General features: G+C 73.8%; 16 protein-coding genes. 8 read left to right on the top strand and 8 right to left on the bottom strand.

All coding sequences use genetic code 11. The features are described from left to right. Positions 1-29: 29 nt before the first annotated feature. The 6 genes from DQ244_RS10620 to DQ244_RS10595 all read left to right on the top strand — a co-directional run bounded on the left by DQ244_RS10620 (position 30) and on the right by DQ244_RS10595 (position 6,877). Positions 30-1,658, top strand: coding sequence for an acyl-CoA carboxylase subunit beta (locus tag DQ244_RS10620; protein WP_113811424.1), 1,629 nt, complete (start codon positions 30-32; stop codon positions 1,656-1,658). Continuing rightward, a complete protein-coding gene (locus DQ244_RS10615) occupies positions 1,655-1,876 on the top strand; it encodes an acyl-CoA carboxylase subunit epsilon (RefSeq protein ID WP_113811423.1) in 222 nt (73 codons plus the stop codon). The genes DQ244_RS10620 and DQ244_RS10615 overlap by 4 nt, the downstream gene beginning before the upstream one ends. Next, positions 1,873-2,481 (top strand): nucleoside triphosphate pyrophosphatase, encoded by a 609-nt coding sequence (locus DQ244_RS10610; RefSeq protein ID WP_113811422.1) that lies wholly within the window; start codon positions 1,873-1,875, stop codon positions 2,479-2,481. Before DQ244_RS10615 ends, DQ244_RS10610 begins: the two co-directional genes overlap by 4 nt. 67 nt (positions 2,482-2,548) lie before the next feature. Next, on the top strand, positions 2,549-4,525 hold the full coding sequence (locus DQ244_RS10605; protein ID WP_113811421.1) for a serine hydrolase: 1,977 nt from the start codon (positions 2,549-2,551) through the stop codon (positions 4,523-4,525). Beyond that, positions 4,522-5,013: a hypothetical protein gene (locus DQ244_RS10600; protein WP_113811420.1), complete on the top strand. Its 492-nt coding sequence runs from the start codon at positions 4,522-4,524 to the stop codon at positions 5,011-5,013. The genes DQ244_RS10605 and DQ244_RS10600 overlap by 4 nt, the downstream gene beginning before the upstream one ends. Before the next feature lie 100 nt (positions 5,014-5,113). Continuing rightward, on the top strand, positions 5,114-6,877 hold the full coding sequence (locus DQ244_RS10595; protein WP_199580341.1) for an acetyl/propionyl/methylcrotonyl-CoA carboxylase subunit alpha: 1,764 nt from the start codon (positions 5,114-5,116) through the stop codon (positions 6,875-6,877). A 58-nt stretch (positions 6,878-6,935) separates the two neighbouring features. Here the strand turns inward: DQ244_RS10595 and DQ244_RS10590 are convergent, their stop codons facing one another. The 3 genes from DQ244_RS10590 to DQ244_RS10580 all read right to left on the bottom strand — a co-directional run bounded on the left by DQ244_RS10590 (position 6,936) and on the right by DQ244_RS10580 (position 12,886). Then, positions 6,936-9,617 (bottom strand): reprolysin-like metallopeptidase, encoded by a 2,682-nt coding sequence (locus DQ244_RS10590; protein ID WP_147251501.1) that lies wholly within the window; start codon positions 9,615-9,617, stop codon positions 6,936-6,938. A 65-nt stretch (positions 9,618-9,682) separates the two neighbouring features. Further along, entirely contained in the window at positions 9,683-11,362 is a 1,680-nt protein-coding gene (locus tag DQ244_RS10585; RefSeq protein ID WP_147251500.1) for a reprolysin-like metallopeptidase, read from the bottom strand. 120 nt (positions 11,363-11,482) lie between these two features. Beyond that, positions 11,483-12,886 carry an NAD(P)H-quinone dehydrogenase gene (locus tag DQ244_RS10580; protein ID WP_113811416.1) on the bottom strand — a complete coding sequence of 468 codons (1,404 nt, stop codon included), beginning with the start codon at positions 12,884-12,886 and terminating at the stop codon, positions 11,483-11,485. 116 nt (positions 12,887-13,002) lie between these two features. Here DQ244_RS10580 and DQ244_RS10575 point away from each other — a divergent pair, with 116 nt between their 5' ends. Beyond that, positions 13,003-13,455: a gamma-glutamylcyclotransferase gene (locus DQ244_RS10575; protein ID WP_113811415.1), complete on the top strand. Its 453-nt coding sequence runs from the start codon at positions 13,003-13,005 to the stop codon at positions 13,453-13,455. A 69-nt stretch (positions 13,456-13,524) separates the two neighbouring features. Then, positions 13,525-14,181: a hypothetical protein gene (locus tag DQ244_RS10570; RefSeq protein ID WP_147251499.1), complete on the top strand. Its 657-nt coding sequence runs from the start codon at positions 13,525-13,527 to the stop codon at positions 14,179-14,181. Here DQ244_RS10570 and meaB read toward each other — a convergent pair whose 3' ends face one another. From meaB to DQ244_RS10545, 5 genes are read right to left on the bottom strand one after another with little or no spacing between them, the layout of a single operon-like run. Then, entirely contained in the window at positions 14,182-15,192 is a 1,011-nt protein-coding gene (gene meaB / locus DQ244_RS10565) for a methylmalonyl Co-A mutase-associated GTPase MeaB (protein ID WP_233491312.1), read from the bottom strand. Then, positions 15,192-17,399, bottom strand: a complete 2,208-nt coding sequence (scpA, locus tag DQ244_RS10560; RefSeq protein WP_113811413.1) for a methylmalonyl-CoA mutase — start codon at positions 17,397-17,399, stop codon at positions 15,192-15,194. The genes meaB and scpA overlap by 1 nt, the downstream gene beginning before the upstream one ends. Further along, complete coding sequence (locus DQ244_RS10555) at positions 17,396-19,336, bottom strand: methylmalonyl-CoA mutase family protein (protein ID WP_113811412.1); 1,941 nt, start codon at positions 19,334-19,336, stop codon at positions 17,396-17,398. The genes scpA and DQ244_RS10555 overlap by 4 nt, the downstream gene beginning before the upstream one ends. After that, on the bottom strand, positions 19,290-20,627 hold the full coding sequence (locus tag DQ244_RS10550; protein ID WP_113811411.1) for an amidohydrolase: 1,338 nt from the start codon (positions 20,625-20,627) through the stop codon (positions 19,290-19,292). Before DQ244_RS10550 ends, DQ244_RS10555 begins: the two co-directional genes overlap by 47 nt. Continuing rightward, positions 20,624-21,778, bottom strand: a complete 1,155-nt coding sequence (locus DQ244_RS10545) for a glutamate--cysteine ligase (protein WP_113811410.1) — start codon at positions 21,776-21,778, stop codon at positions 20,624-20,626. Before DQ244_RS10545 ends, DQ244_RS10550 begins: the two co-directional genes overlap by 4 nt. Positions 21,779-21,854 lie beyond the last annotated feature (76 nt).

Below are 21,854 nucleotides of genomic sequence, written 5' to 3'. Positions count from 1 at the left end.
ACCAGCGCCAGCGAGGAGAACGAGGACGCGTGAGTGCCGCCGAACTGGAGAGCGCCGGGGAGACCGTCCCCGACGACGTCGACATCCACACGACCGCCGGGAAGCTCGCCGACTTCGAACGCCGCGTGCAGGAGGCCCAGCACGCGGGCTCCGAGCGCGCGGTGGAGAAGCAGCACGCCGCGGGGAAGATGACCGCCCGCGAGCGGATCGAGGCGCTGCTGGACCCCGGCTCGTTCACCGAGTTCGACGAGTTCGCCCGGCACCGGTCGACCAACTTCGGCATGGCCGACAAGCGCCCGTTCGGCGACGGCGTCGTCACCGGCTACGGCACGGTCGACGGCCGCCCGGTGGCCATCTTCAGCCAGGACGTGAGCGTCTTCGGCGGCGCGCTCGGTGAGGTCTACGGCGAGAAGATCGTCAAGGTCCAGGACTTCGCGATCAAGAACGGCTGCCCGGTCGTCGGCATCAACGAGGGCGGTGGCGCCCGGATCCAGGAGGGCGTGGTCTCCCTCGGCCTCTACGGCGAGATCTTCCAGCGCAACGTGCACGCCTCCGGTGTCATCCCGCAGATCTCGCTGATCATGGGCCCGGCCGCCGGTGGGCACGTCTACTCCCCCGCGCTGACCGACTTCATCGTCATGGTCGACAAGACCAGCCAGATGTTCATCACCGGGCCCGACGTGGTGAGGACCGTGACCGGCGAGGAGGTCACGCTCGAGGAGCTCGGCGGCGCCCGCACGCACAACACCAAGTCCGGTGTCGCGCACTACCTGGCCGAGGACGAGAACGACGCCCTCGACTACGTCAAGGCGCTGCTCTCCTACCTGCCGAGCAACAACCTCGACCCGCTGCCCGCCGTCGAGGTGGCCCCGGTGGACACGGTGCTGCCGGAGGCGCTCACCGACGAGGACCTCGAGCTCGACACCTTCATCCCGGACTCGGCGAACACCCCCTACGACATGCACACCGTCATCGAGCACGTGCTCGACGACGGCGAGTTCCTCGAGGTGCAGCCGCTGTTCGCCCCGAACCTGCTGATCGGCTTCGGCCGGGTCGAGGGCCGGCCGGTCGGCGTCGTGGCCAACCAGCCGACCCAGTTCGCCGGCACGCTGGACATCGACGCCAGCGAGAAGGCCGCCCGCTTCGTGCGCACCTGCGACGCCTTCAACATCCCGGTGCTCACCTTCGTCGACGTCCCGGGCTTCCTGCCGGGCACCTCGCAGGAGTGGGAGGGCATCATCCGGCGCGGCGCCAAGCTGATCTACGCCTACGCCGAGGCGACCGTCCCGAAGGTCACCGTCATCACCCGCAAGGCCTACGGCGGCGCCTACGACGTCATGGGCTCCAAGCACCTCGGCGCCGACGTGAACCTGGCCTGGCCGACAGCGCAGATCGCCGTCGTCGGCGCCCAGGGCGCGGTCGGGATCCTCTACCGCAAGGAGCTCGCCGCCGCCGAGGACCCCGAGTCCCGTCGCGCGGAGCTCATCGCCGAGTACGAGGACACCCTCGCCAACCCCTACATCGCCGCCGACCGCGGGTACGTCGACGCGGTCATCCCGCCGTCGCACACCCGCGTGCAGGTGACCAAGGCGCTCCGCGTCCTCGCCAACAAGCGCCAGACCCTGCCGCCGAAGAAGCACGGGAACATCCCGCTGTGAGCGAGCAGGACGCGGTCCGGCCCCTGCTCCGGGTGGTCCGGGGCGAGCCGTCCGCGGAGGAGCTCGCGGCGCTCACCGTCGTGGTCGCGGCGCTGTCGCAGCGCCGGTCGCGGAAGCGTCCGACGCCGGTCGGCGCGTGGGCGTCCTACGCCGACGGCCACCGCCGTGCGGTCCAGGCCGGTCCCGGCGGCTGGCGCTCGGCCGGGAGGTTCGCGTGACCGAGGACCGCCGGCTGGTGCTGGCCTCGGCCTCCCCCGCCCGCCTGTCCCTGCTGCGGCAGGCCGGCCTCTCCCCCGAGGTCGTCGTCAGCGGCGTCGACGAGTCCGGCTACACCGCTCCCCGCGTCGCCGAGCAGGTCGCGCTGCTCGCGGCGGCCAAGGCGGCCGACGTCGCCAAGCGGGAGACCGACGCGCTCGTGATCGGCGCGGACTCGCTGCTGGAGTTCGCCGGCAAGCCCCAGGGCAAGCCGGCCGACGCCGCCGAGGCCCGGGACCGCTGGCGCCGGATGGCCGGCCGGTCGGGCGTGCTGCACACCGGCCAGGCGCTGTTCGACGTGCGGGACGGATCGGTGGTCAGCCGCGACATCGCGGTGGCCTCCACCGTCGTCTACTTCGCCGACCCCACCCCGCCGGAGGTGGAGGCCTACCTCGCCACCGGCGAGCCGCTGGCCGTGGCCGGGGCCTTCACCCTCGACGGACTGGGCGCACCGTTCGTCCGCCGCGTCGAGGGCGACCCGGCGGCCGTCGTCGGGCTCTCCCTGACCGTGCTCCGCACCCAGCTCGGCAAGCGTGGTCTGACGATCACCGATCTCTGGCGTCGCTGAGGTCCCACAAGTCCCGGAACCGGCCGTTCTCTGTGAGAGGGTGCAGGTCTCGTCACGGGGGTGTGGGATGACCAAGCGCTGGATGCGTGTGCTCGTCGTCGCGGCGGTGGGGGTCTCCCTGCTGCTGCCCGGCGGAGTCGCGCGGGCCGACTCCTGGCAGGACCGCGTCTGGGCCGGGAGCAACTTCGCCGGTAGCCGCGGCACCACCGTCGCGATCGCGATGCTCGACCAGCGCACCGGCGAGTACCGCAACAACGGTGCGGCCGCGACCACGCGGATCGAGTCCGCCTCCGTGATGAAGGTCTTCATCGCCGAGCACCTGCTGAACCGGCGCGACCGCGGGCAGATCCGCCTCTCCGCGACCGACATGAACGACATGGCGGCGATGCTGCGCGACTCCGCCAACGCGCCGGCCAACCGGTTCTGGAGCACCTACGGGGCCAACGGCATCGTGCAGGACGTCATCAACCGCTACGGGCTGACCCAGACGGGCCTGACGTCGAACCCGCGCTACTGGGGCAACACGCTCATCACCGCGCACGACATGGTCGTCTTCTACCGTCGGCTGATGGACGGCTCCGGAGGCCTGTCCGCCGGCTCCCGCGACTGGATCGTCGACCAGATGCGCCAGTCCACGATGTACGGCGACGGTGGGCGGCAGTTCTTCGGCCTGCACGACGGGCTGCCCCGGGAGGGGGCGATCGCCCAGAAGCAGGGGTGGATGTGCTGCGTCAACGGCGACATCTTCCGGCACTCCTCCGGCTTCGTCGGCCACGTCAACCGCTACATCCTGGTCGTGCTGAGCCGGGAGCCCTCCTCGCGCGGCGGCGCGCACATCGAGGAGTCGATCAGCGGCGCCGTGCGGGCGATGTTCCCCGAGGGCCTGATCCCGCGCGTCCAGGGGGCCATCGGTGAGCACTGGTACGGGATGGGCGGCGCCTCCGGGCGTCTCGGCTACCCGACCAGCGACGAGATCGGACTGGCCGGTGGAGCGCTGAGCCGCTTCCAGGGCGGCTTCATCTACTGGTCGCCGGCCACCGGTGCGCGTTCCGTGTGGGGGGCGATCCTCGACGCCTACGCCGCGCAGCGCTGGGAGCTCGGCCCGCTCGGGTATCCGACGAGCGACGAGATCGTCTTGCCCGGAGGAGCCCTGAGCCGCTTCCAGGGCGGTTTCATCTACTGGTCCCCGGCCACCGGTGCCCACTCGGTGCGCGAACCGATCCTGGCCGCCTACGGCGCCCAGCGCTGGGAGAACGGCCCCCTGGGCTACCCCACCAGCAGCACGATCGCCCTGCGGGACAACGGATCGCTCAACCGCTTCCAGGGCGGCTACGTCTACGCCTCCCCCGCGACCGGCGCGCACTCGGTGCGCGAACCGATCCTGGCCGCCTACGGCGCCCAGCGCTGGGAGAACGGCCCCCTGGGCTACCCCACCAGCAGCACCATCGTCCTGCGGGACGACGGCTCGCTCAACCGCTTCCAGGGCGGCTACGTCTACGCCAGCCCCGCGACCGGCGCGCACTCGGTGCGCCAACCGATCCTGGCCGCCTACGGCGCCCAGCGCTGGGAGAACGGCCCCCTGGGCTACCCCACCAGCAGCACGATCGCCCTGCGGGACGACGGCTCGCTCAACCGCTTCCAGGGCGGCTACGTCTACGCCTCCCCCGCGACCGGCGCGCACACCGTGAGCGGCCGCATCCTGACCGCCTACGGCGCCCAGCGCTGGGAGAACGGCCCGCTCGGCTACCCCACCAGCGGCACGTACGCCGTTCCCGAGGGGACGCGCCAGGACTTCGAGGGCGGCATGCTGACGCTCCCGTCCGACGGATCGCCGGTCGTCACCGGTCCGCTCGAGACCGAGCCCCCGACCGAGCCCGACCCGCCCGCGGACCCGACGCCGACCACCTCCGCCGCCCGGACGACGACGCCTGCTGCTCCGACGACCACCCCTGCCGCACCCACGACGACGCCCGCGGTGCCTACGAGCAGCGCGCCGACCACCTCTGCCTCGCCGACGAGCAGCCGGGGGGACCAGCAGCCGTGAGACCGCTGCGCGCCCTCACCGCGGTGGCCGTCGTCCTGCTGGCGACGGCCGGCTGCACGGGTGGTTCCGACGACGAGGCGGGCCGCCGTGGGACGGACCCGTCGGCTGCCGGCAGCCCGGCGCCCGTGCAGCTCGCCGGACCCGCGGAGGCCGAGGCCCTGGAGGCGCTGCCCGCCGGGCCGGCCACCGGGACGGCGGTGCTCGCCTTCTCGGGTCTCGGGGAGCTGCGGGCGCCGTTCACCGGCGAGTGCTCCCACGACGGCGACGCGACCCGCATCGAGGGCTCCGCCGACACCGCCCGGATCACCTTGGTCGTCGGTCCGGACGGTGCCCGGATCGAGCTGGACGACGCCGGGGTGACCGCCACCTCGCAGCTCGGCACCGGCCGCTACGAGGTGTCGAACGGCCACCTGTCCCTCGCTGCGGACCTCGCCCAGGACGACCAGCGGGCAGGCTCCGCGGAACTCGAGATCGACTGCGGCGGCTGACGGCCGGTCCACCGGGACCCATCCGAGCGGGCGACCCTGTCGTGCCGTCCCCACCGCTCCTGGCTACTCTCCGTGCGGTCGACTGAGAAGGAGAGCGCTGGTGCAGAAGGTCCTGATCGCCAACCGCGGTGAGATCGCGGTCCGGGTGGCCCGCGCGTGCAAGGACGCGGGTCTCACCAGCGTCGCGGTCTACGCCGAGCCCGACCGCGACGCGCTGCACGTGCGCGTCGCCGACGAGGCCTTCGCGCTCGGCGGCACCACCCCCGGCGACTCCTACCTGGTGATCGAGAAGATCATCGACGCCGCCAAGCAGGCCGGCGCCGACGCGATCCACCCCGGGTACGGGTTCCTCTCGGAGAACGCCGACTTCGCCCAGGCCGTCATCGACGCCGGGATCACCTGGATCGGCCCCTCCCCCGAGGCGATCGTCGCCCTCGGCGACAAGGTGCAGGCCCGGCACATCGCCACCAAGGTCGGCGCCCCGCTCGTGCCGGGAACCAAGGACCCGGTGAAGGACGCCGACGAGGTCGTCGCGTTCGCGAAGGAGCACGGGATGCCGATCGCCATCAAGGCGGCGTTCGGTGGCGGCGGGCGCGGGCTCAAGGTGGTCCGGGACGAGAAGGAGATCCCCGAGCAGTTCGACTCGGCGGTGCGCGAGGCGGTGTCCGCCTTCGGCCGCGGCGAGTGCTTCGTGGAGAAGTTCCTCGACAAGCCGCGGCACGTCGAGGCCCAGGTGCTGGCCGACCAGCACGGCAACGTCGTCGTGGTCGGCACCCGCGACTGCTCGCTGCAGCGGCGCAACCAGAAGCTGGTCGAGGAGGCCCCGGCGCCGTTCCTCACCGACGAGCAGCGCGAGCGGATCCACTCCTCGGCCAAGGCGATCTGCGCCGAGGCCGGTTACTACGGCGCCGGCACCGTGGAGTACCTCGTCGGCGCCGACGGCTCGATCTCCTTCCTCGAGGTCAACACCCGCCTGCAGGTGGAGCACCCGGTCTCGGAGGAGACCAGCGGCCTGGACCTGGTCCGCCAGCAGTTCCGCATCGCCGACGGCCTGCCGCTGGAGATCACCGAGGACCCGACCCCGCGCGGGCACAGCATCGAGTTCCGGATCAACGCCGAGGACGCCGGCCGCAACTTCATGCCCGCTCCCGGCCCGGTCACCCGGCTGGAGATCCCGCAGGGCCCCGGCGTGCGGTGGGACTCCGGCGTGGAGACCGGTGGCGAGGTGGCCGGCGCGTTCGACTCCATGCTGGCCAAGCTGATCGTCACCGGCGCCACCCGCGAGGAGGCCCTGCAGCGGGCCCGCCGCGCGCTGGACGAGCTGATCGTCGAGGGCATGCCCACGGTGATCCCGTTCCACCGCGCCGTCGTCCGGGACGAGGCGTTCACCACCGAGCCGTTCACGGTGCACACCCGGTGGATCGAGACCGAGTGGGACAACCAGGTCCAGCCCTACGACGCCGCCCCGTCCGAGCAGGACGAGGACGCGCCGCGGCAGACCGTGGTCGTCGAGGTCGGCGGCCGCCGGCTCGAGGTCTCCCTGCCGGCCGGCCTGGCCGCCGGCGGCGGTGGCGCGGCGGCCGGCGCCGTCGCGAAGCCCCGCAAGCGCGGAGGTGGCAGCGGCGGCTCCGGGGCGTCCGGCGACTCCCTCACCTCGCCGATGCAGGGCACGATTGTCAAGGTCGCGGTCGAGGACGGCGCCACCGTCGCGGCGGGTGACCTCATCGTCGTCCTCGAGGCGATGAAGATGGAGCAGCCCATCACCGCGCACAAGGCGGGCACGATCTCCGGCCTGGCGGCCGAGGTCGGTGCGGCCGTCACCAGCGGCGCGGTCATCTGCACCATCGCCGACGCGGCCGAGTAGCACCCGCACGACAGAGGAAGGGCCCGCCCCGGGGAACCGGTGGCGGGCCCTTCCCGTCTCAGCTGCGGCGGACCTGCCCGGTCCGCTGGTCCAGCGTCAGCAGACCGCCCTGGAAGCGCTGCTCCTGGCCGCCGGGCACCGATCGTGCTCCCTCGACGGGATATCCCAGGGAACCCCGCTCCCAGCCCGACGCCGCCCAGGCGTCCCGGATCCGGCCCGAGACGGCGTGGCTGCCGTGCGCGGGCGAGGTGTAGACCGAGCCACCCTGGAAGTGCAGGTAGCAGCCTCCGCCGGGCAGGCCGCACGCCTGGTCGGTGACCGGGTAGCCCAGCGGCCCGTTCTCCCAGCCGAGCGACCCCCACACCGCGCGCGACGCGGCGTCGACCAGGCGGGCGCCGGTGGAGGCCGACGTGTACACCGATCCCTGCTGGAAGTGCTGGAAGCAGCCGGAGTCCCGGAGGCCGCAGACGTTGCCCGCGATCGGGTAGCCCAGCGGGCCCCGCTCCCACCCCGACGCCGCCCACCGGTCCCGGATGGGGCGGAGGACCTCGTACGCGCCGGCGGCGGCCGAGCTGTAGACCGAACCGCCCTGGAAGTGCACGAAGCAGCCGGAGTCGGGCAGGCCGCAGGTCTGGTCGCCGACGGGATACCCCAGTCCGCCGTTCTCCCAGCCCAGCTGACCCCAGCGGCCGCGGATCCCCACGCCGATCAGCCGGGTCCCGGTGGAGGCCGACGCGTAGACCGACCCGCCCTGGAAGTGCTGGAAGCAGCCGGAGTCCCGGAGGCCGCAGACGTTGGCCGAGATCGGGTAGCCCAGCGCGCCCCGCTCCCACCCCGACGCCGCCCACCGGTCCCGGATGCCGCCGAGGACCTCGTGCACGCCGCCGGTGGCCGAGCTGTAGATCGAGCCGCCCTGGAAGTGCACGAAGCAGCCGGTCTGGGGCAGGCCGCAGGTCTGGTCGCGGACGGGGTACCCGAGCCGGCCGCTCTCCCAGCCCAGCTGACCCCAGCGGGCACGGATGCCCAAGCCGACGAGCCGCGTCCCGGTGGACGCGGACGTGTACAGGGAGCCGCCCTGGAAGTGCTGGAAGCAGCCGGAGTCCCGCAGCCCGCAGACGCGGTCGGCCACGGGGAGCCCCAGCAGGTCGCGGGCCGACTCCCACGACGCCCGCTCCGGAGCTCGGACCGATCGCGCGCCGGTGGCCCGCGACCAGGTGACGACGCCGTTCTGGTACGTGGCCGAGCACCGGCCCGAGGTGCACGACTCCGCCGTGACCAGCGGCCCGAGCGGCCCCGAGTCGCCACCTGTGGCGGCGTGGTAGTCGGCGATGGGCGAGGACACGGTGACGCTGACCGTCGCGCTCGACGCCGTCGCGCCCTGCACGGTCACGGAGAACCGGTCACCGGAGAACCGCACGGGCGTGCCGGCCGGCAACGCCATCGACCGGTCCGTGCTCCAGCTGCCGCTCGCCGACGGGGTGCCGTCCAGGAGCAGGGAGCTGTCCGGTCCGGGGTCGGAGCGGCGGAGGGTGACCCCCTGCTGGAGCCCGAAGCGGTTCCGGGTGTCGCCCAGCCAGGCGTCCTGGCCGCTGGCCTGCCGGTACTCCAGCCAGTAGCGGGTGCCGTCGACGTCGACCAGCTCGACCGCCCGGACCCCGACGACGGGATCGGCGACCGAGACCGGCGCAAGGGTGGCGGACACGCTGGTCGGCTGGTCGCCCGGCACCGTCAGCACGTCCTGCGGGCGCAGCAGCCCCAGCTTCGCGGCGTGCGGCAGGTTCAGCGTGCCCATCTGCTCCCAGGACAGGCCCATCACGTCGTACAGGTCGGCATAGGCGGTCACCCGGCAGGAGCCGGACTCGACGGTGCGGTCGCACTGCTGCTCCGAGGCGTGCCCGAGGCCCAGGTTGTGCCCGAACTCGTGCGCGGTGACAGAGGGGGCGGTCGACCGGATGTAGGCCAGTCCGCCGTCGGTCAGCGATCCGATGGTCCCGAGGCCGGCGGAGCAGCCGGCGGCGTTGGCCGGCACGTAGACGAGCAGGTGCGCCTTGTCGGTCCAGGTCCATCCCGCCCGCCGGGCGGCCTCGTCCCACAGCGCGAAGGGCTGGTCGCAGCCCACGGTGGCCGCGGCGCCCCAGTCGACGGTCTTCACCACCCCGAAGCGCACGGCCCCGCGGGTCTGCTGCTCCCAGAAGTCGGCGACCGTCGTGTTGACCATCGTCTCCACCTGCGCCGGCGTCGTGGAGTCCCGCGCCACCCCGGACGGCTGCAGCATGACGACGGTGACCGGGTGGTCGACCGCCGTGGCGGGCGCCGTCTCCGGCTCCTCGGGATCGGCCAGCACCTCGACCGCCGCGACCTCCAGCGCCGGTTCGAGCTCGGCCGCGGTGGCCTCGTCCGCCGCCTCGTCCGCCGCCTCCTCGCCGAGGGTCACCTCGACGGTCGATCCGGGGTCGACCGACTCCACGCCCTCGGTGGAGACGCGCACGGTCTCGCCCACCTCGGTGCGGACCCAGCTGATCACGGCGGTGTCGTCGGAGTGCCCGTCCGCGCCGTCCGCCGGGGGGTGCGGCTCGTCGACGAAGGCCTGCACCAGCTCGCCGACCACGGTGTCACCCGTGGTGGGCAGCTCCTCGGCCGCGACGCTGCCGGGCCCCGCCACCACCAGGGGGACGAGGAGGAGCGCCGTGACGGCGACCGGCAGCGGACGCGGGACGCGCAGGGGACGGACAGCGAACACGAACACTCCTGGGCCGGGGACTCGGTTACCTCATCGGCACGGCGTCGCGCCGTCTCAAGCCGGTCTCAGCGGTACAGCGGACGGCGACGCCGGCCGCGGCGCAGGCACTGCAGCAGCAGCAGGAGCCCGCCGGTGACGACGGCCACGGCGAACGGCAGGAGGAGCCCGCCGAGCGAGCTGGAGCCGTCGGCCACCGGGTCCAGCGCCACCTGGGCGCGCGCGGCCGGGACCTCGACCGAGGGCACCCAGAACGCCGGCTCGCCGGCCGTGGTCTCCTCGACCGGCGCGGCGACCTCCGCGGGGATGGTGGCGCCCTGCCCCGAGCCGGCCGGGCGGGCGGCGGCGCGCCCGGTGCCGTCGGCCGCGGGGACGACCCGCAGGACGGCGCCCGCGGCGCCGACGCTCTGCACGGTCACGGTGAAGTCGCCGCCGGAGAGGGACACGGCGCGGCCGGCGGGGATCGCGGACTGGAGGTCGGCGTCCCACCGGGCCGCGGGACCCGGGGTGCCGTCGAGCAGCAGCGAGGTGTCCGGGAAGGCGCCGCCGCGGCGCAGCAGCACGCCGGCGTCGAGTCCGTAGACGTTCTCGCGGGTGCCGAGCCAGCCGTCCCGGCCGGTCGCCGCGCGGTGCTCGAGCCAGTAGACCGCGCCCTCGCGGTCGACGAGGCGCAGGGCGCGCACTCCGGTGTTCCCGCCGAACGGCGCGAGGGTGACCGTGGACTCCGCCTGGCCGACCGACAGGCTCGCCTGCGCGGTGGCGGGCAGCACCCCGAGCGCCGCGGCCTGGGGGGCGTTGAGCGAGCCGAGCTGGGACCAGGAGGCGCCCATGACGTCGTAGTAGTCGCGGTAGCCGGCGGTGCGGCAGGAGGCGCCCTCCACCGCGCCGTCGCACTGGGCCGCCGAGGAGTGGCCGAGGCCGAAGTTGTGGCCCAGCTCGTGGGCGATGACCGAGGCCAGGTTCTCGCGGACGTAGAGCCGGCCACCCGAGGTGGTGCCGGCGCCGACCTGCGCCAGCGCGTAGGAGCAGCCCGGGCGGGCGGCGGTCTCGCCGGTGAGGCGCACCAGGAGGTGCTTGCCGGGGCCGGCCTGGAAGCCGACGGCGGCCGCCACCTCGTTCCACAGCGCCTCGGGGGTGGAGCAGTCGGCGGTGGTGCGGAGCCAGTCCCGGGACTCCGCGACACCGAGCCGGACGGCGCCCGCGGTCTGCTCGGCCCAGAAGCCGGCGACCGGGCCGTTCACCGTGGCGACGACGTCGCTCAGGAGGGTGCCGTCGGGCGAGGTGCCGGCGGGCGCCACCTGCACGACCGTGACCTGGTTGGTGAGCCCGGCGACCGGGGCGGGTGCAGGCGGCGGGGGCGTCGTGTCCTTGGAGATGACATCGCTGTCGAGCACCGGGTGGGCGGACTCGTCGTCCTCTCCCTGCTCCAGCGGGCCGACGGAGAGCTCGACCTCCGACCCCGTGGGCACGTCGGAGAGACCCGCACCGTCGACCGGCACCTCGCCGTCGGCGGTGACGACCCAGCTGATCCGGCCGTCCTCGTCGTGGCCCTCGCCCGCGTGCCCGTCGGTCCCGGGCTCGGCCTCGGCCACGGCGTGGACGAGCTCGCCGGCGATCGTGGTGCCCGCCTCGGCTGCGGCGACGCCCGGGAGGACGACGGTGCCGAGGACCGAGGCGGCCAGCGCGCCGGTGAGGGCGAGCGAGCGCACCAGGGCGCGGGGACGACGGAGGTCGTGGTCAGCAGACATCGACCTGTCCATCGGCGGGCCCGCGCGCGATCGGCACCGGATCGGCGATGTTGAGCCGAACGTGCCGGCACTCGGGTCACACGGGTCGCTGCTCCCCCTCCCGCCTCAGCGGGAGCCCGTTCACGCCAGGTCGTCGGCGCCCATCAGCCGGCGCCCGGCCTCGGTGATCGAGCCCGACAGCGACGGGTAGATCGCGAAGGTCTGCGCCAGGTCGGCGACCGTGAGCCCCTTGGTCACGGCGAGGGCGATCGGCAGCACCAGCTCCGAGGCCCCCGGGGAGACGACGACGCCGCCGACGATGACGCCGGTCGAGCGGCGGGCGAACAGCTTCACGAAGCCCGCGCGCAGGTCGCTCATCTTGGCGCGGGCGTTCGTGGCCAGCGGCAGCCGCACCACCTCGACGTCGGCGTCGTCGGCCAGCGACTTCTCCTGCACGCCGACGGTGGCGATCTCCGGGTGCGTGAAGACGTTCGCGGCGACCGTCTTGAGCTTGATCGGCGCGACGGCCTCGCCCAGGGCGTGCCACATCGCGATCCGGCCCTGCATCGCGGCGACCGACGCCAGCTGGAAGACGCCGGTGACGTCACCGGCGGCGTAGATGCCGGGCACGGAGGTGCGCGAGACGCGGTCGACGACGACGTGCCCGGCCTCGGTGACCTGGATGCCGTGCGACTCGAGGTTCAGGCCCTCGGTGTTCGGGACGGTGCCCACGGTCATGAGCGCGTGCGACCCCTCGACGGTGCGGCCGTCGGTCAGCTCGACGACGACGCCCTTCTCCGACCGGCGGACGCCGGCGGCCCGGCCGCGCTCCAGCCGGCCACCGCGGGACTGGAACACCTCCTCGAGCACCTCGGCGGCGTCGGAGTCCTCGCCGGGCAGCACCCGGTCGCGGGACGAGACGAGGGTGACCGGCACACCGGCCTCGAGGTAGCCGGAGGCGAACTCGGCGCCGGTGACGCCGGAGCCGACGACGACGAGGTGCTCGGGCATCTGGTCGAGCTCGTAGACGTCCCGCCAGTCCAGGATCCGCTCGTGGTCGGGCTCGGCGCCGGGGAGCACGCGCGGGTCGGCGCCGGTGGCGATGAGGACGACGTCGCCCGCGATCTCGTCGACGACCGCACCGGCGTCGTCGAGGATCTCCACCTCGTGCGCCGCGAGGCCGGGGACGTCGTCGGCGAGCCGGGCCTGGCCGCGGACGATGCGCACGCCCTCGCCCTCGAGGCGGGCGTGGATGTCGGCCGACTGGGCCAGCGACAGGTTCTTGACCCGCTGGTTGGCCGCCGCGAGGTCGAGGCTGGCGGTCGCGAACTCGGCCCCGTGCACGCCGAGGACGGCGGAGTCGCGCACCGAGGTCATGGCGCCGGCCGCGGCGATGAGGGCCTTGGACGGGACGCAGTCGGTGAGCACGCTGGCGCCGCCGATGCCGTCGCGCTCGATGACGGTGACCTGCGCACCGAGCTGCGCGGCGACCAGCGCGGCCTCGTATCCGGCCGGTCCACCACCGATGATGACGATGCGGGTCATGGGGTCCATCTTTCGTCGCCGAGCCGTGTGTCGGGATCCATTGTCCCCGGTGCGGGGGCGCCGCCGCGGAACCGCCCTGCCCCGGCACGCCCCGGCGCTGGTTAGTCTCGCCTCCCATGGCCCTCTACGCCGCCTACGGGTCGAACATGGACCCGGCGCAGATGCTGCGCCGGTGCCCGTCCTCGCCGCACACCGGGACCGGGTGGATCCACGGCTGGCGGCTGACCTTCGGTGGCGAGGAGCTGGGCTGGGAGGGCGCGCTGGCGACTCTGGTCCCGGCCGGGGGGACCGACGAGGTCTTCGCGGCGCTCTACGACCTCACCGAGGCCGACGAGCGGGCGCTGGACGCCTGGGAGGGCGCCGACCACGGGCTCTACCGCCGCGTGCACCTGCGGGTGCACACCCTGGCCGGCGACGTCGTCGCCTACGTCTACGTGCTGGACGCCTTCGAGGGCGGCCTGCCCTCGGCGCGGCACCTGGGATCGATCGCCGACGGCGCCGAGGCCGCCGGCGCCCCCGACGACTACGTCCGCGAGCTGCGCGCCCGCCCCTGCCGCTCGGCGTTCTGACCCGCGCCCGAGCAGCTTCCCGCCGGGGTCCGGGCTCGCTACCGTCGCGCACGGGGACGGGGGGCGACGATGGCCGATCCGCATTGGTCGGAGTGGGTGAAGAACCCCGCCCTGGGCGCAGCCGCCATCGTGGCCGTGCTCGCGGCCGTCGGCGTCGCCGGCGACCTCCTCCCCCGCCTCGTGCGCAACCACCCGGTGATCACCGCGGTGATCGTCGGCGTCGCCGTGGTCTCGGTGTTCGTGCTGCTCGTCCCCCTCCGCCGCGCTCCGCTCGTGGGCACCGTGCTGCTGGGCGTGGCCCTGCTCGCGGTGGTGGGCTTCGGTGCCTGGAGCCAGACGGCACGGGAGATCCCGCAGGTGTCGCTGGGAGTGACGACAGAGGGCGACGTCGCGACGGTCGCCGTCGTCGCGGGCGCCACCAGTCAACGCAGCACCGAGACCATGCTGGTGCAGGTGCTCGGCTTCCCCGCCGACGTGGATCCGGTGGTCCTGTCCGCCGTGTGCCGGGGGTCCCACCGGATGGACGACGCTCTGGACGACAGGTTCAGCGTCCTGCTGTGGAACGAGAGCGGGCCGGACCAGACCGGGAAGGTCGCGGTCGACACGACGCTGGGCGTGACGGCGGACGCCTACGCCGTGGTGTGCGTCGGGGTGTTCCTGCGCGAGCGGGACCGCAACAGCCCCACCGACGACCGCTTCACCTGGGCGTACACCGCCCTGCGCTGATCAGCCCCGGGCGGCGGGCCCGGCGTCCGGAACGGCGAGGAACGTCGTGAGGATCTCCTGGGCGGCGAGTGCCGGCGTGAGCTCCCCGGCCAGGACCTGCTTCTCCAGGTCCGGCACCGCGGACCGCACACCCGGGTGCGCGCGCAGCGAGTGCTCCAGCCCGTCGCGGACCAGCTGCCAGGTCCAGCGCACCTGCTGGCTGCGCCGTCGCTCGTCGAAGCTGCCGTCGAGCTTCGCCCGCTCCTGGTGCTCGACCAGCTTGGCCCAGACCTCGTCCATCCCCTCGCCGGTCAGCCCGGCGCAGGTCAGCACCGGCACGTCCCAGGGCTCACCGCGCCCACGCAGCATGCGGATGGCCGAGGAGAGCTCGCGCGCGGCCTTGCGCGCGTCGGCGGCGGCCGGGCCGTCGGCCTTGTTGACGGCGATGACGTCGGCGATCTCGAGGATGCCGCGCTTGATGCCCTGCAGCTGGTCGCCGGTGCGGGCGATGGTCAGGAAGAGGAACGAGTCGACCATCTCGGCGACGGTGATCTCCGACTGCCCGACGCCGACGGTCTCCACCAGCACCACGTCGTAGCCGGCCGCCTCCACGACGACCATCGACTCGCGGGTGGCCTGCGCGACCCCGCCGAGCGTGCCCGACGTCGGTGAGGGCCGGATGAAGGCGTTCTCGTCGACGGCCAGCCGGGCCATGCGGGTCTTGTCACCGAGGATCGAGCCACCCGAGCGCGCCGACGACGGGTCGACGGCGAGCACCGCCACCCTGGAGCCCGCCGCCGTCAGGTCCACGCCCAGCTGGTCGATGAAGGTGGACTTGCCGACGCCGGGCACGCCGCTGATGCCGATCCGGCGCGCTCCCCCGGCGTGCGGCAGCAGCTCGACCAGCAGCTCCTGCGCCCGCTCGCGGTGGTCGGCCCGCCGGGACTCCACCAGCGTGATGGCGCGCGCCACCACCCGGCGGTCCCCGGCGAGCACCCCCTCGACGAGCGCGGGGACCTCCAGCGGAGCCATCAGTGACCGAGGCGCTGCGACAGGGTCGCCAGCAGCTCCTGCGCCGCCTCGGCGATGACGGTGCCGGGCGGGAAGACCGCCGCCGCACCCATCTCCTTCAGCGTCGGCACGTCGTCGGGCGGGATGACGCCGCCGACGACGATCAGCACGTCGTCGGCCCCCAGCTCGGCCAGGGCATCGCGCAGCGCCGGCACCAGCGTGAGGTGCCCCGCGGCCAGCGACGAGACGCCGACGACGTGCACGTCGGCCTCCACCGCCTGCCGCGCGACCTCGTCCGGCGTCTGGAACAGCGGGCCCACGTCGACGTCGAAGCCGAGGTCGGCGAACGCCGTGGCGATGACCTTCTGCCCGCGGTCGTGCCCGTCCTGGCCCATCTTGGCCACCAGGATGCGCGGCCGGCGGCCCTCGGCCTCGGCGAACTCCTCGGCCAGGCGGCGCGTCTCCTCCATCGGCCCGGACTCTCCTGCCTCGTCGCGGTAGACGCCGGAGATGGTGCGGACCTGGCCGGCGTGCCGGCCGTAGACCGCCTCCAGCGCGTCGGAGATCTCCCCGACCGTGGCCTTGGCGCGCGCCGCGTCGACGGCGAGCTTCAGCAGGTTGGAGTCGAGGTCGTTGCCCCGGCGGCCCTCGGCGGCGGACCGGGCGGCGTCGGTGAGCCGGGCGAGCGACTCCTCGACCGCGCGACCGTCGCGCTCGGACCGCAGCTGCTCCAGCTTCGCCTTCTGCTGCGCGAGCACGTCGGCGTTGTCGACCTTGAGGACCTCGATGGCCTCGTCGGCGTCGACCCGGTACTTGTTCACGCCGATGACCGGCTGCCGGCCGGAGTCGATGCGGGCCTGCGTGCGGGCCGCGGCCTCCTCGATGCGCAGCTTCGGGATGCCGTCGTCGATCGCCTGCGCCATGCCGCCGTGCTCGGCGACCTCCTGGATGTGCGCCCAGGCGCGGCGGGCCAGGTCGTAGGTGAGCTTCTCGACGTAGGCCGAGCCGCCCCACGGGTCGACGACGCGGGTGGTGCCCGACTCCTGCTGCAGCATCAGCTGGGTGTTGCGGGCGATCCGCGCCGAGAAGTCCGTGGGCAGTGCCAGCGCCTCGTCGAGGGCGTTGGTGTGCAGCGACTGGGTGTGCCCCTGGGTCGCGGCCATCGCCTCCAGGCAGGTGCGGACGACGTTGTTGTAGACGTCCTGCGCCGTCAGCGACCAGCCCGAGGTCTGCGAGTGGGTGCGCAGCGACAGCGACTTCGGGTTCTTCGCGCCCGCCTCCTTCACGAGCTTCGCCCACAGCAGGCGCCCGGCCCGGAGCTTGGCGACCTCCATGAAGAAGTTCATGCCGATGGCCCAGAAGAAGCTCAGCCGCGGGGCGAACGCGTCGACGTCCATACCGGCGGCCTGGCCGGCCTTCAGGTACTCGACGCCGTCGGCCAGCGTGTACGCCAGCTCCAGGTCGGCCGTCGCCCCGGCCTCCTGGATGTGGTACCCGGAGATCGAGATGGAGTTGAACTTGGGCATCTTCTGCGAGGTGAAGCTGAAGATGTCGCTGATGATCTGCATCGAGGGCTTGGGCGGGTAGATGTAGGTGTTCCGCACCATGAACTCTTTGAGGATGTCGTTCTGGATGGTGCCGGTCAGCTTCTCCGGCTCCACCCCCTGCTCCTCGGCCGCGACGATGTAGAGCGCGAGCACCGGCAGCACGGCGCCGTTCATGGTCATCGAGACCGACATCTTGTCCAGCGGGATGCCGTCGAAGAGCTGCCGCATGTCCAGGATCGAGTCGATCGCGACACCGGCCATGCCGACGTCGCCGACCACGCGCGGGTGGTCGGAGTCGTAGCCGCGGTGGGTGGGCAGGTCGAAGGCGATCGACAGGCCCTTCTGGCCGGCAGCGAGGTTGCGCCGGTAGAACGCGTTGGACTCGGCGGCGGTGGAGAAGCCCGCGTACTGGCGGACGGTCCACGGCTGCGTCGTGTACATCGTCGGGTAGGGCCCGCGCAGGAACGGCGGCAGCCCCGGCAGCGTCTCGAGGAAGTCCAGGTCCGCGAGGTGCTCGTGCGTGTAGAGCGGCGGGACGGTGATGCCCTCCGGGGTCTCCCAGGCAGCCTCCTCCACGCCGCGACCGGTCGTCTCCTCGAACGCCTTGACCCAGTCGTCGGCCGAGGTGCTTGCCGACGGGGTGCCCAGCTCGACGTCGCCGAAGTCGGGGATCGCGCTCATGCCTGGACCTCCAGCTGCTCGTGCACCGTGCGCAGGGCCGCGAGGGCGTCGCAGCCGGCGTACACGTACCCGTCGACGCCGTCGACGGCCAGATCGGGCTTGCCGGCCAGCCACACCTGCGTGGCGCCGGCCTCCTTGAGCTCCTTCGCCAGAGCCGCGGCCGACTCGGCGTAGTCCTTGTCGGTGCCGCAGATGCAGGCGACGGTCGTGCCGGCGTCCGCCAGACCGGTGACCCCGTCGTCCGACGGCGTCGCGAGCCCGCCGGCCTGGAAGAGGTTCCCGGCGAAGCTCGCCCGCGCGGTGTGCCTCGCGATCGGGCCGAGGGCGGCCAGGTAGACCGCGGGCCGGGACCCCGTCGACTGCTCGGCGGCGTCGGCGGCGTCGCGCAGCGCCTCGAACTCCTGCGCCGCCCGCACCCGGGGCAGGCCGCCGGTGGGGTCCAGGTCCGCCGCGGGCTGCCGCTCGGGCAGCTTCTCCTGCAGGTTCGGGAACTCGCTGACGCCGGTGATCGCCTCGGCGCGGGTGGCCAGGCGCTTCGCACGGGCGTCCCAGGCGGTCGCGATGCGGTCGCGGACCAGGCCGGAGGTCAGCGCGGCCGACAGCCCGCCGACCCGCTCGATCTCGGTGAACCAGGCCCAGGCGGCGCGGGCCAGGTCGTCGCTGAGCGACTCGACGTACCACGAGCCGCCGGCCGGGTCGAGCACGCGGCCGAGGTGCCCCTCCTCCACCAGCAGGTTCTGCGTGTTCCGCGCGATTCGGCGGGAGAAGGAGTCGGGCAGGCCGAGCGCGGCGTCGAACGGCTGCACCGTCACGGCGTCCGCCCCGCCCACGCCCGCGCCGAAGCAGGCCACCGTCGTGCGCAGCATGTTGACCCACGGGTCGCGCTTCGTCGTCATCACCGAGGAGGTGACGGCGTGCTGGCGCTGGCCGCGGGCGTCGGGCGACACCCCGGCGACCTCGCCGACCCGGTCCCAGAGCCGGCGGGCGGCGCGCAGCGCGGCGATCGTCGTGAACTGGTCGGCGGTGGCCGAGAAGCGGAACTCCAGCTGCGCGGCAGCCTCGTCGACCGACAGGCCGGCATCGGTGAGCGCGCGGAGGTAGGCGACGCCCGCGGCGAGCGAGCAGCCGAGCTCCTCGACCACGGACGCCCCGGCGTCGGCGAAGACGGTGCCGTCGACGACCACGGTGCGCAGGCCGGGGTGCGCGGCGGCGCGGCGGGCGATGTCGGCCAGCCCGGAGAGGTCCTGCCGCTCCCCCGACGCCGCCTCGACGCCCAGCGGGTCGAGGCCGAGCGATCCGCCGGGGGCCAGGTCGGTGCGGCCCTCCACCAGGGACAGGAACGCCTCGGCAGCCGGCACACCGCCCGAGACGCTCACTGGCGCCAGGTCGAGGAAGACGTCGGACAGGACCTCGCCGAGGGAGTCGGCCGGGATCGCCCCCTCGCCGAGCACCAGCCACAGCGAGGTGACGCCGTTCTCCAGGTCCGCCGCGATGGCCTCCTTGGTCACGGCGACGTCGGGGTGCGCGTGCCGCTGCCGCACGTCCCACCCGCCGGAGGCGCCGCCGTCGGCACCCCCGGCCGCGGTCACCTCGGCCGACCCGGCCGGGCCACCGCCCGGGCGGGAGCCGCGCACGAAGGGCGGCAGCCCGGGGACGCCGACCGCGGTGAGCAGGTCCCCGGCGTCCTCGGCGGTGTAGAGCGGGGCCACGGTCACGCCCGAGGCCACCGGACGGCGCAGCGCGTCCTCGACGGCGTCGGGGAGGTCCTCGCGGCCGGCCTTGCGCAGCACACCGGCGACCAGGTCGCGCCACTGGTCGCGGGTGACCGCGTCGAACTCGCCGGCGAGCGCCAGGTCCTCGGGGACCGCGTGCTCGGCCGGCACCTCGGCGTCAGCCGCCGCTGGTCCCTGACCGCTCGTCTGGTCGGTCGTGCTCATCCTTCGGTTCCCGCCTCTCGTCGACGGTGCGTCGGGCAGAAGTGTCTCCGGGCGCCGGGCGCCGCGTTCGAGGGGGTGCCGGGGACCCGGGAGGAGAGGTGTCGGCGTCGGCCTCCAGCGCCAGCAGCGCGGTGCGGGCCAGCAGCCGGACGCCCACCCCGATCGCGCGCTCGTCGACGTCGAAGGTGCCCCGGTGCAGGTCGAGCGGCGCTCCGCCGCCGTGGGTGCCCAGCCGGGCCAGCGCGATCGGCATGAGGTCGGCGAACCAGCCGAAGTCCTCCCCGCCCATGCTCTGCTGCGACAGCACGAGGTTCTCCGCACCGACGGAGCCGATCGCGGCCGAGCGCAGCAGGGCCACGCAACGCGGGTCGTTGACCACCGGGGGCACGCCGCGGATGTAGTCGACGCCGACCTCGGCCCCGGTGGTGGCCGCGACCCGCTCGACCAGCGAGGTCAGCAGCTCCTCGGCGCCCTTCCAGGCGTCGCGGTCGAGCACCCGGACGGTGCCGCGCAGGGTGCCGCGCTGCGGGATGGCGTTGGCGGCCACACCCGCGTTGACCGCGCCCCAGACCAGGCTCATCCCGGAGCGCGGGTCGACCTGCCGGGAGAGCAGGCCGGGGAGGTCGGTGATCAGCCGGCCGAGGGCGTCGACGAGGTCGACGGTCATCTGCGGCCGGGCGGTGTGCCCGCCGGGCCCGGTGAGGGTGACGTCCATGCGGTCGCAGGCGGCGGTGATCGCCCCCGTCCGCAGGCCGACCTTGCCGACCGGGACCGCCGGGTCGCAGTGCACCGCGAAGGCGCGGGAGGCGCCGTCGAGGACGCCGGAGGCGACCACCTCGGTGGCGCCGCCGGGCACCGTCTCCTCCGCCGGCTGGAAGACGATCCGCACCCGCCCCGGCAGGCCGTCCAGGCCGGCGAGCGCGAGCGCCACCCCCAGGACGACGGTGGTGTGCACGTCGTGCCCGCAGGCGTGGCACAGGCCGTCGCGGGTCGAGGCGTACGGCACGTCCTTGAGGTCGTTCAGCGGCAGCGCGTCGATGTCGGCCCGCAGCACCACCGTCGGCCCGTCGCCGGAGCCGACCTCGCAGACCAGCCCGGTGCCGGTCGGCAGCCGGCGCGGTTTCAGCCCGGCGCTGCGCAGCCGCTGCTCCAGGAAGGCCGTCGTCTCGAACTCGGCGAAGGCCAGCTCGGGGTGGGCGTGCAGGTGCCGGCGGACCGACACCAGCTCCTGGCGGTGGGCGCCGGCCCACTCGTCGACCTGCGCCGACAGCTTCTCGACGACGGGGGTCATCCGGTCGGCCCGCCCGCCGACGGCAGCCCGTCGCGCAGCTCGGCCAGCAGGCTGTCCACGACCGGGGCGAGGTCCCCGCCGTGCTCCGCCGCGACGGCGCGCTGGCGCTGGTAGGAGGCACCGACCTCGAGGATGCGCAGGACGTCGCGGAGCTCGGCCTCGCACTGCAGCCGCTTGGCCGTGGGCACGAGCTCCTCGACCAGGTCGGTGATCGCCTCGCGCACCGGCTGCACGGTGCCGTCGTCGTCGACGACGATCTCGGCGTCCAGGCCGTAGCGGACCGCGCGCCACTTGTTCTCCCGCACTACCCACTCGGTCGGGGTGGGCAGGGTGTAGCCGCGGTCGAGCTGGGTGTCGAACTGCTCGACCAGGCACTGGGTCAGCGCGGCGACCGCGCCGATCTCGTCGAGCGTGGGCAGGCCGTCGCACACGCGCAGCTCGACGGTGCCGAAGTCCGGGTGCGGGCGCACGTCCCACCACACCTCGCGGACGCTCTCGATCGCCCGGGCCCGGATGAGGGTCTCCATGTACTCCTCGAACTCGGCCCAGTCGGCGAGCTGGTGCGGCAGCCCACCGGTCGGCATGGCCTCGAAGACCTTGGTGCGCGACGAGGCGAGCCCGGTGTCGCAGCCGGACCAGAACGGGGAGGACGCCGACAGCGCGAGGAAGTGCGGCAGGTAGAAGGTCAGCGCGTTGACGATCGGCATGACCTTCTCCGGCGACCGGACGCCGACGTGCACGTGCACCCCGAAGATCTGCAGCCGCCGGGCCGGCCACTGCATCCGCTCGACCAGCTGGTAGTAGCGCTCCTTGGGCGAGATCTCCTGCGAGTCCCACCGGGTGAAGGGGTGGCTGCCGGCGCACAGCACGCCGCGGCCGTGCCGGTCGGCGGAGGCGACGACCTCGGCGAGGGTGCCGGCGAGGTCGGCCTTGGCCTCGGCGACGGTGCCGCAGATGCCGGTGATGATCTCGACGGTCGACTGCAGCAGCTCGTGCTTGGCCTTGGGGTGCTCCTCGGCGCCGTCGGGCCGGATCTCCTCGAGGATCTCGACGGCGCCGGACGCGAGCTCCCGGGTCTCCCGGTCGACGAGCTGCAGCTCCCACTCCACACCGAGGCTGGCGCGCTCCGAGCTACGGAAGGGGATCTCCACCTGCCGGAGTCTAGAAGGACCTGCCTGCCCCCCGTACCTCGCTTCGCTCGATCCGGGCCCCTGCAGGCAGGCCGCT

The organism is Blastococcus sp. TBT05-19, assembly GCF_003319095.1.
GTDB lineage: Bacteria > Actinomycetota > Actinomycetes > Mycobacteriales > Geodermatophilaceae > Blastococcus.
The sequence above is the reverse complement of the archived record's forward strand: the minus strand, read 5'-3'. Positions and strand labels throughout refer to the sequence as shown.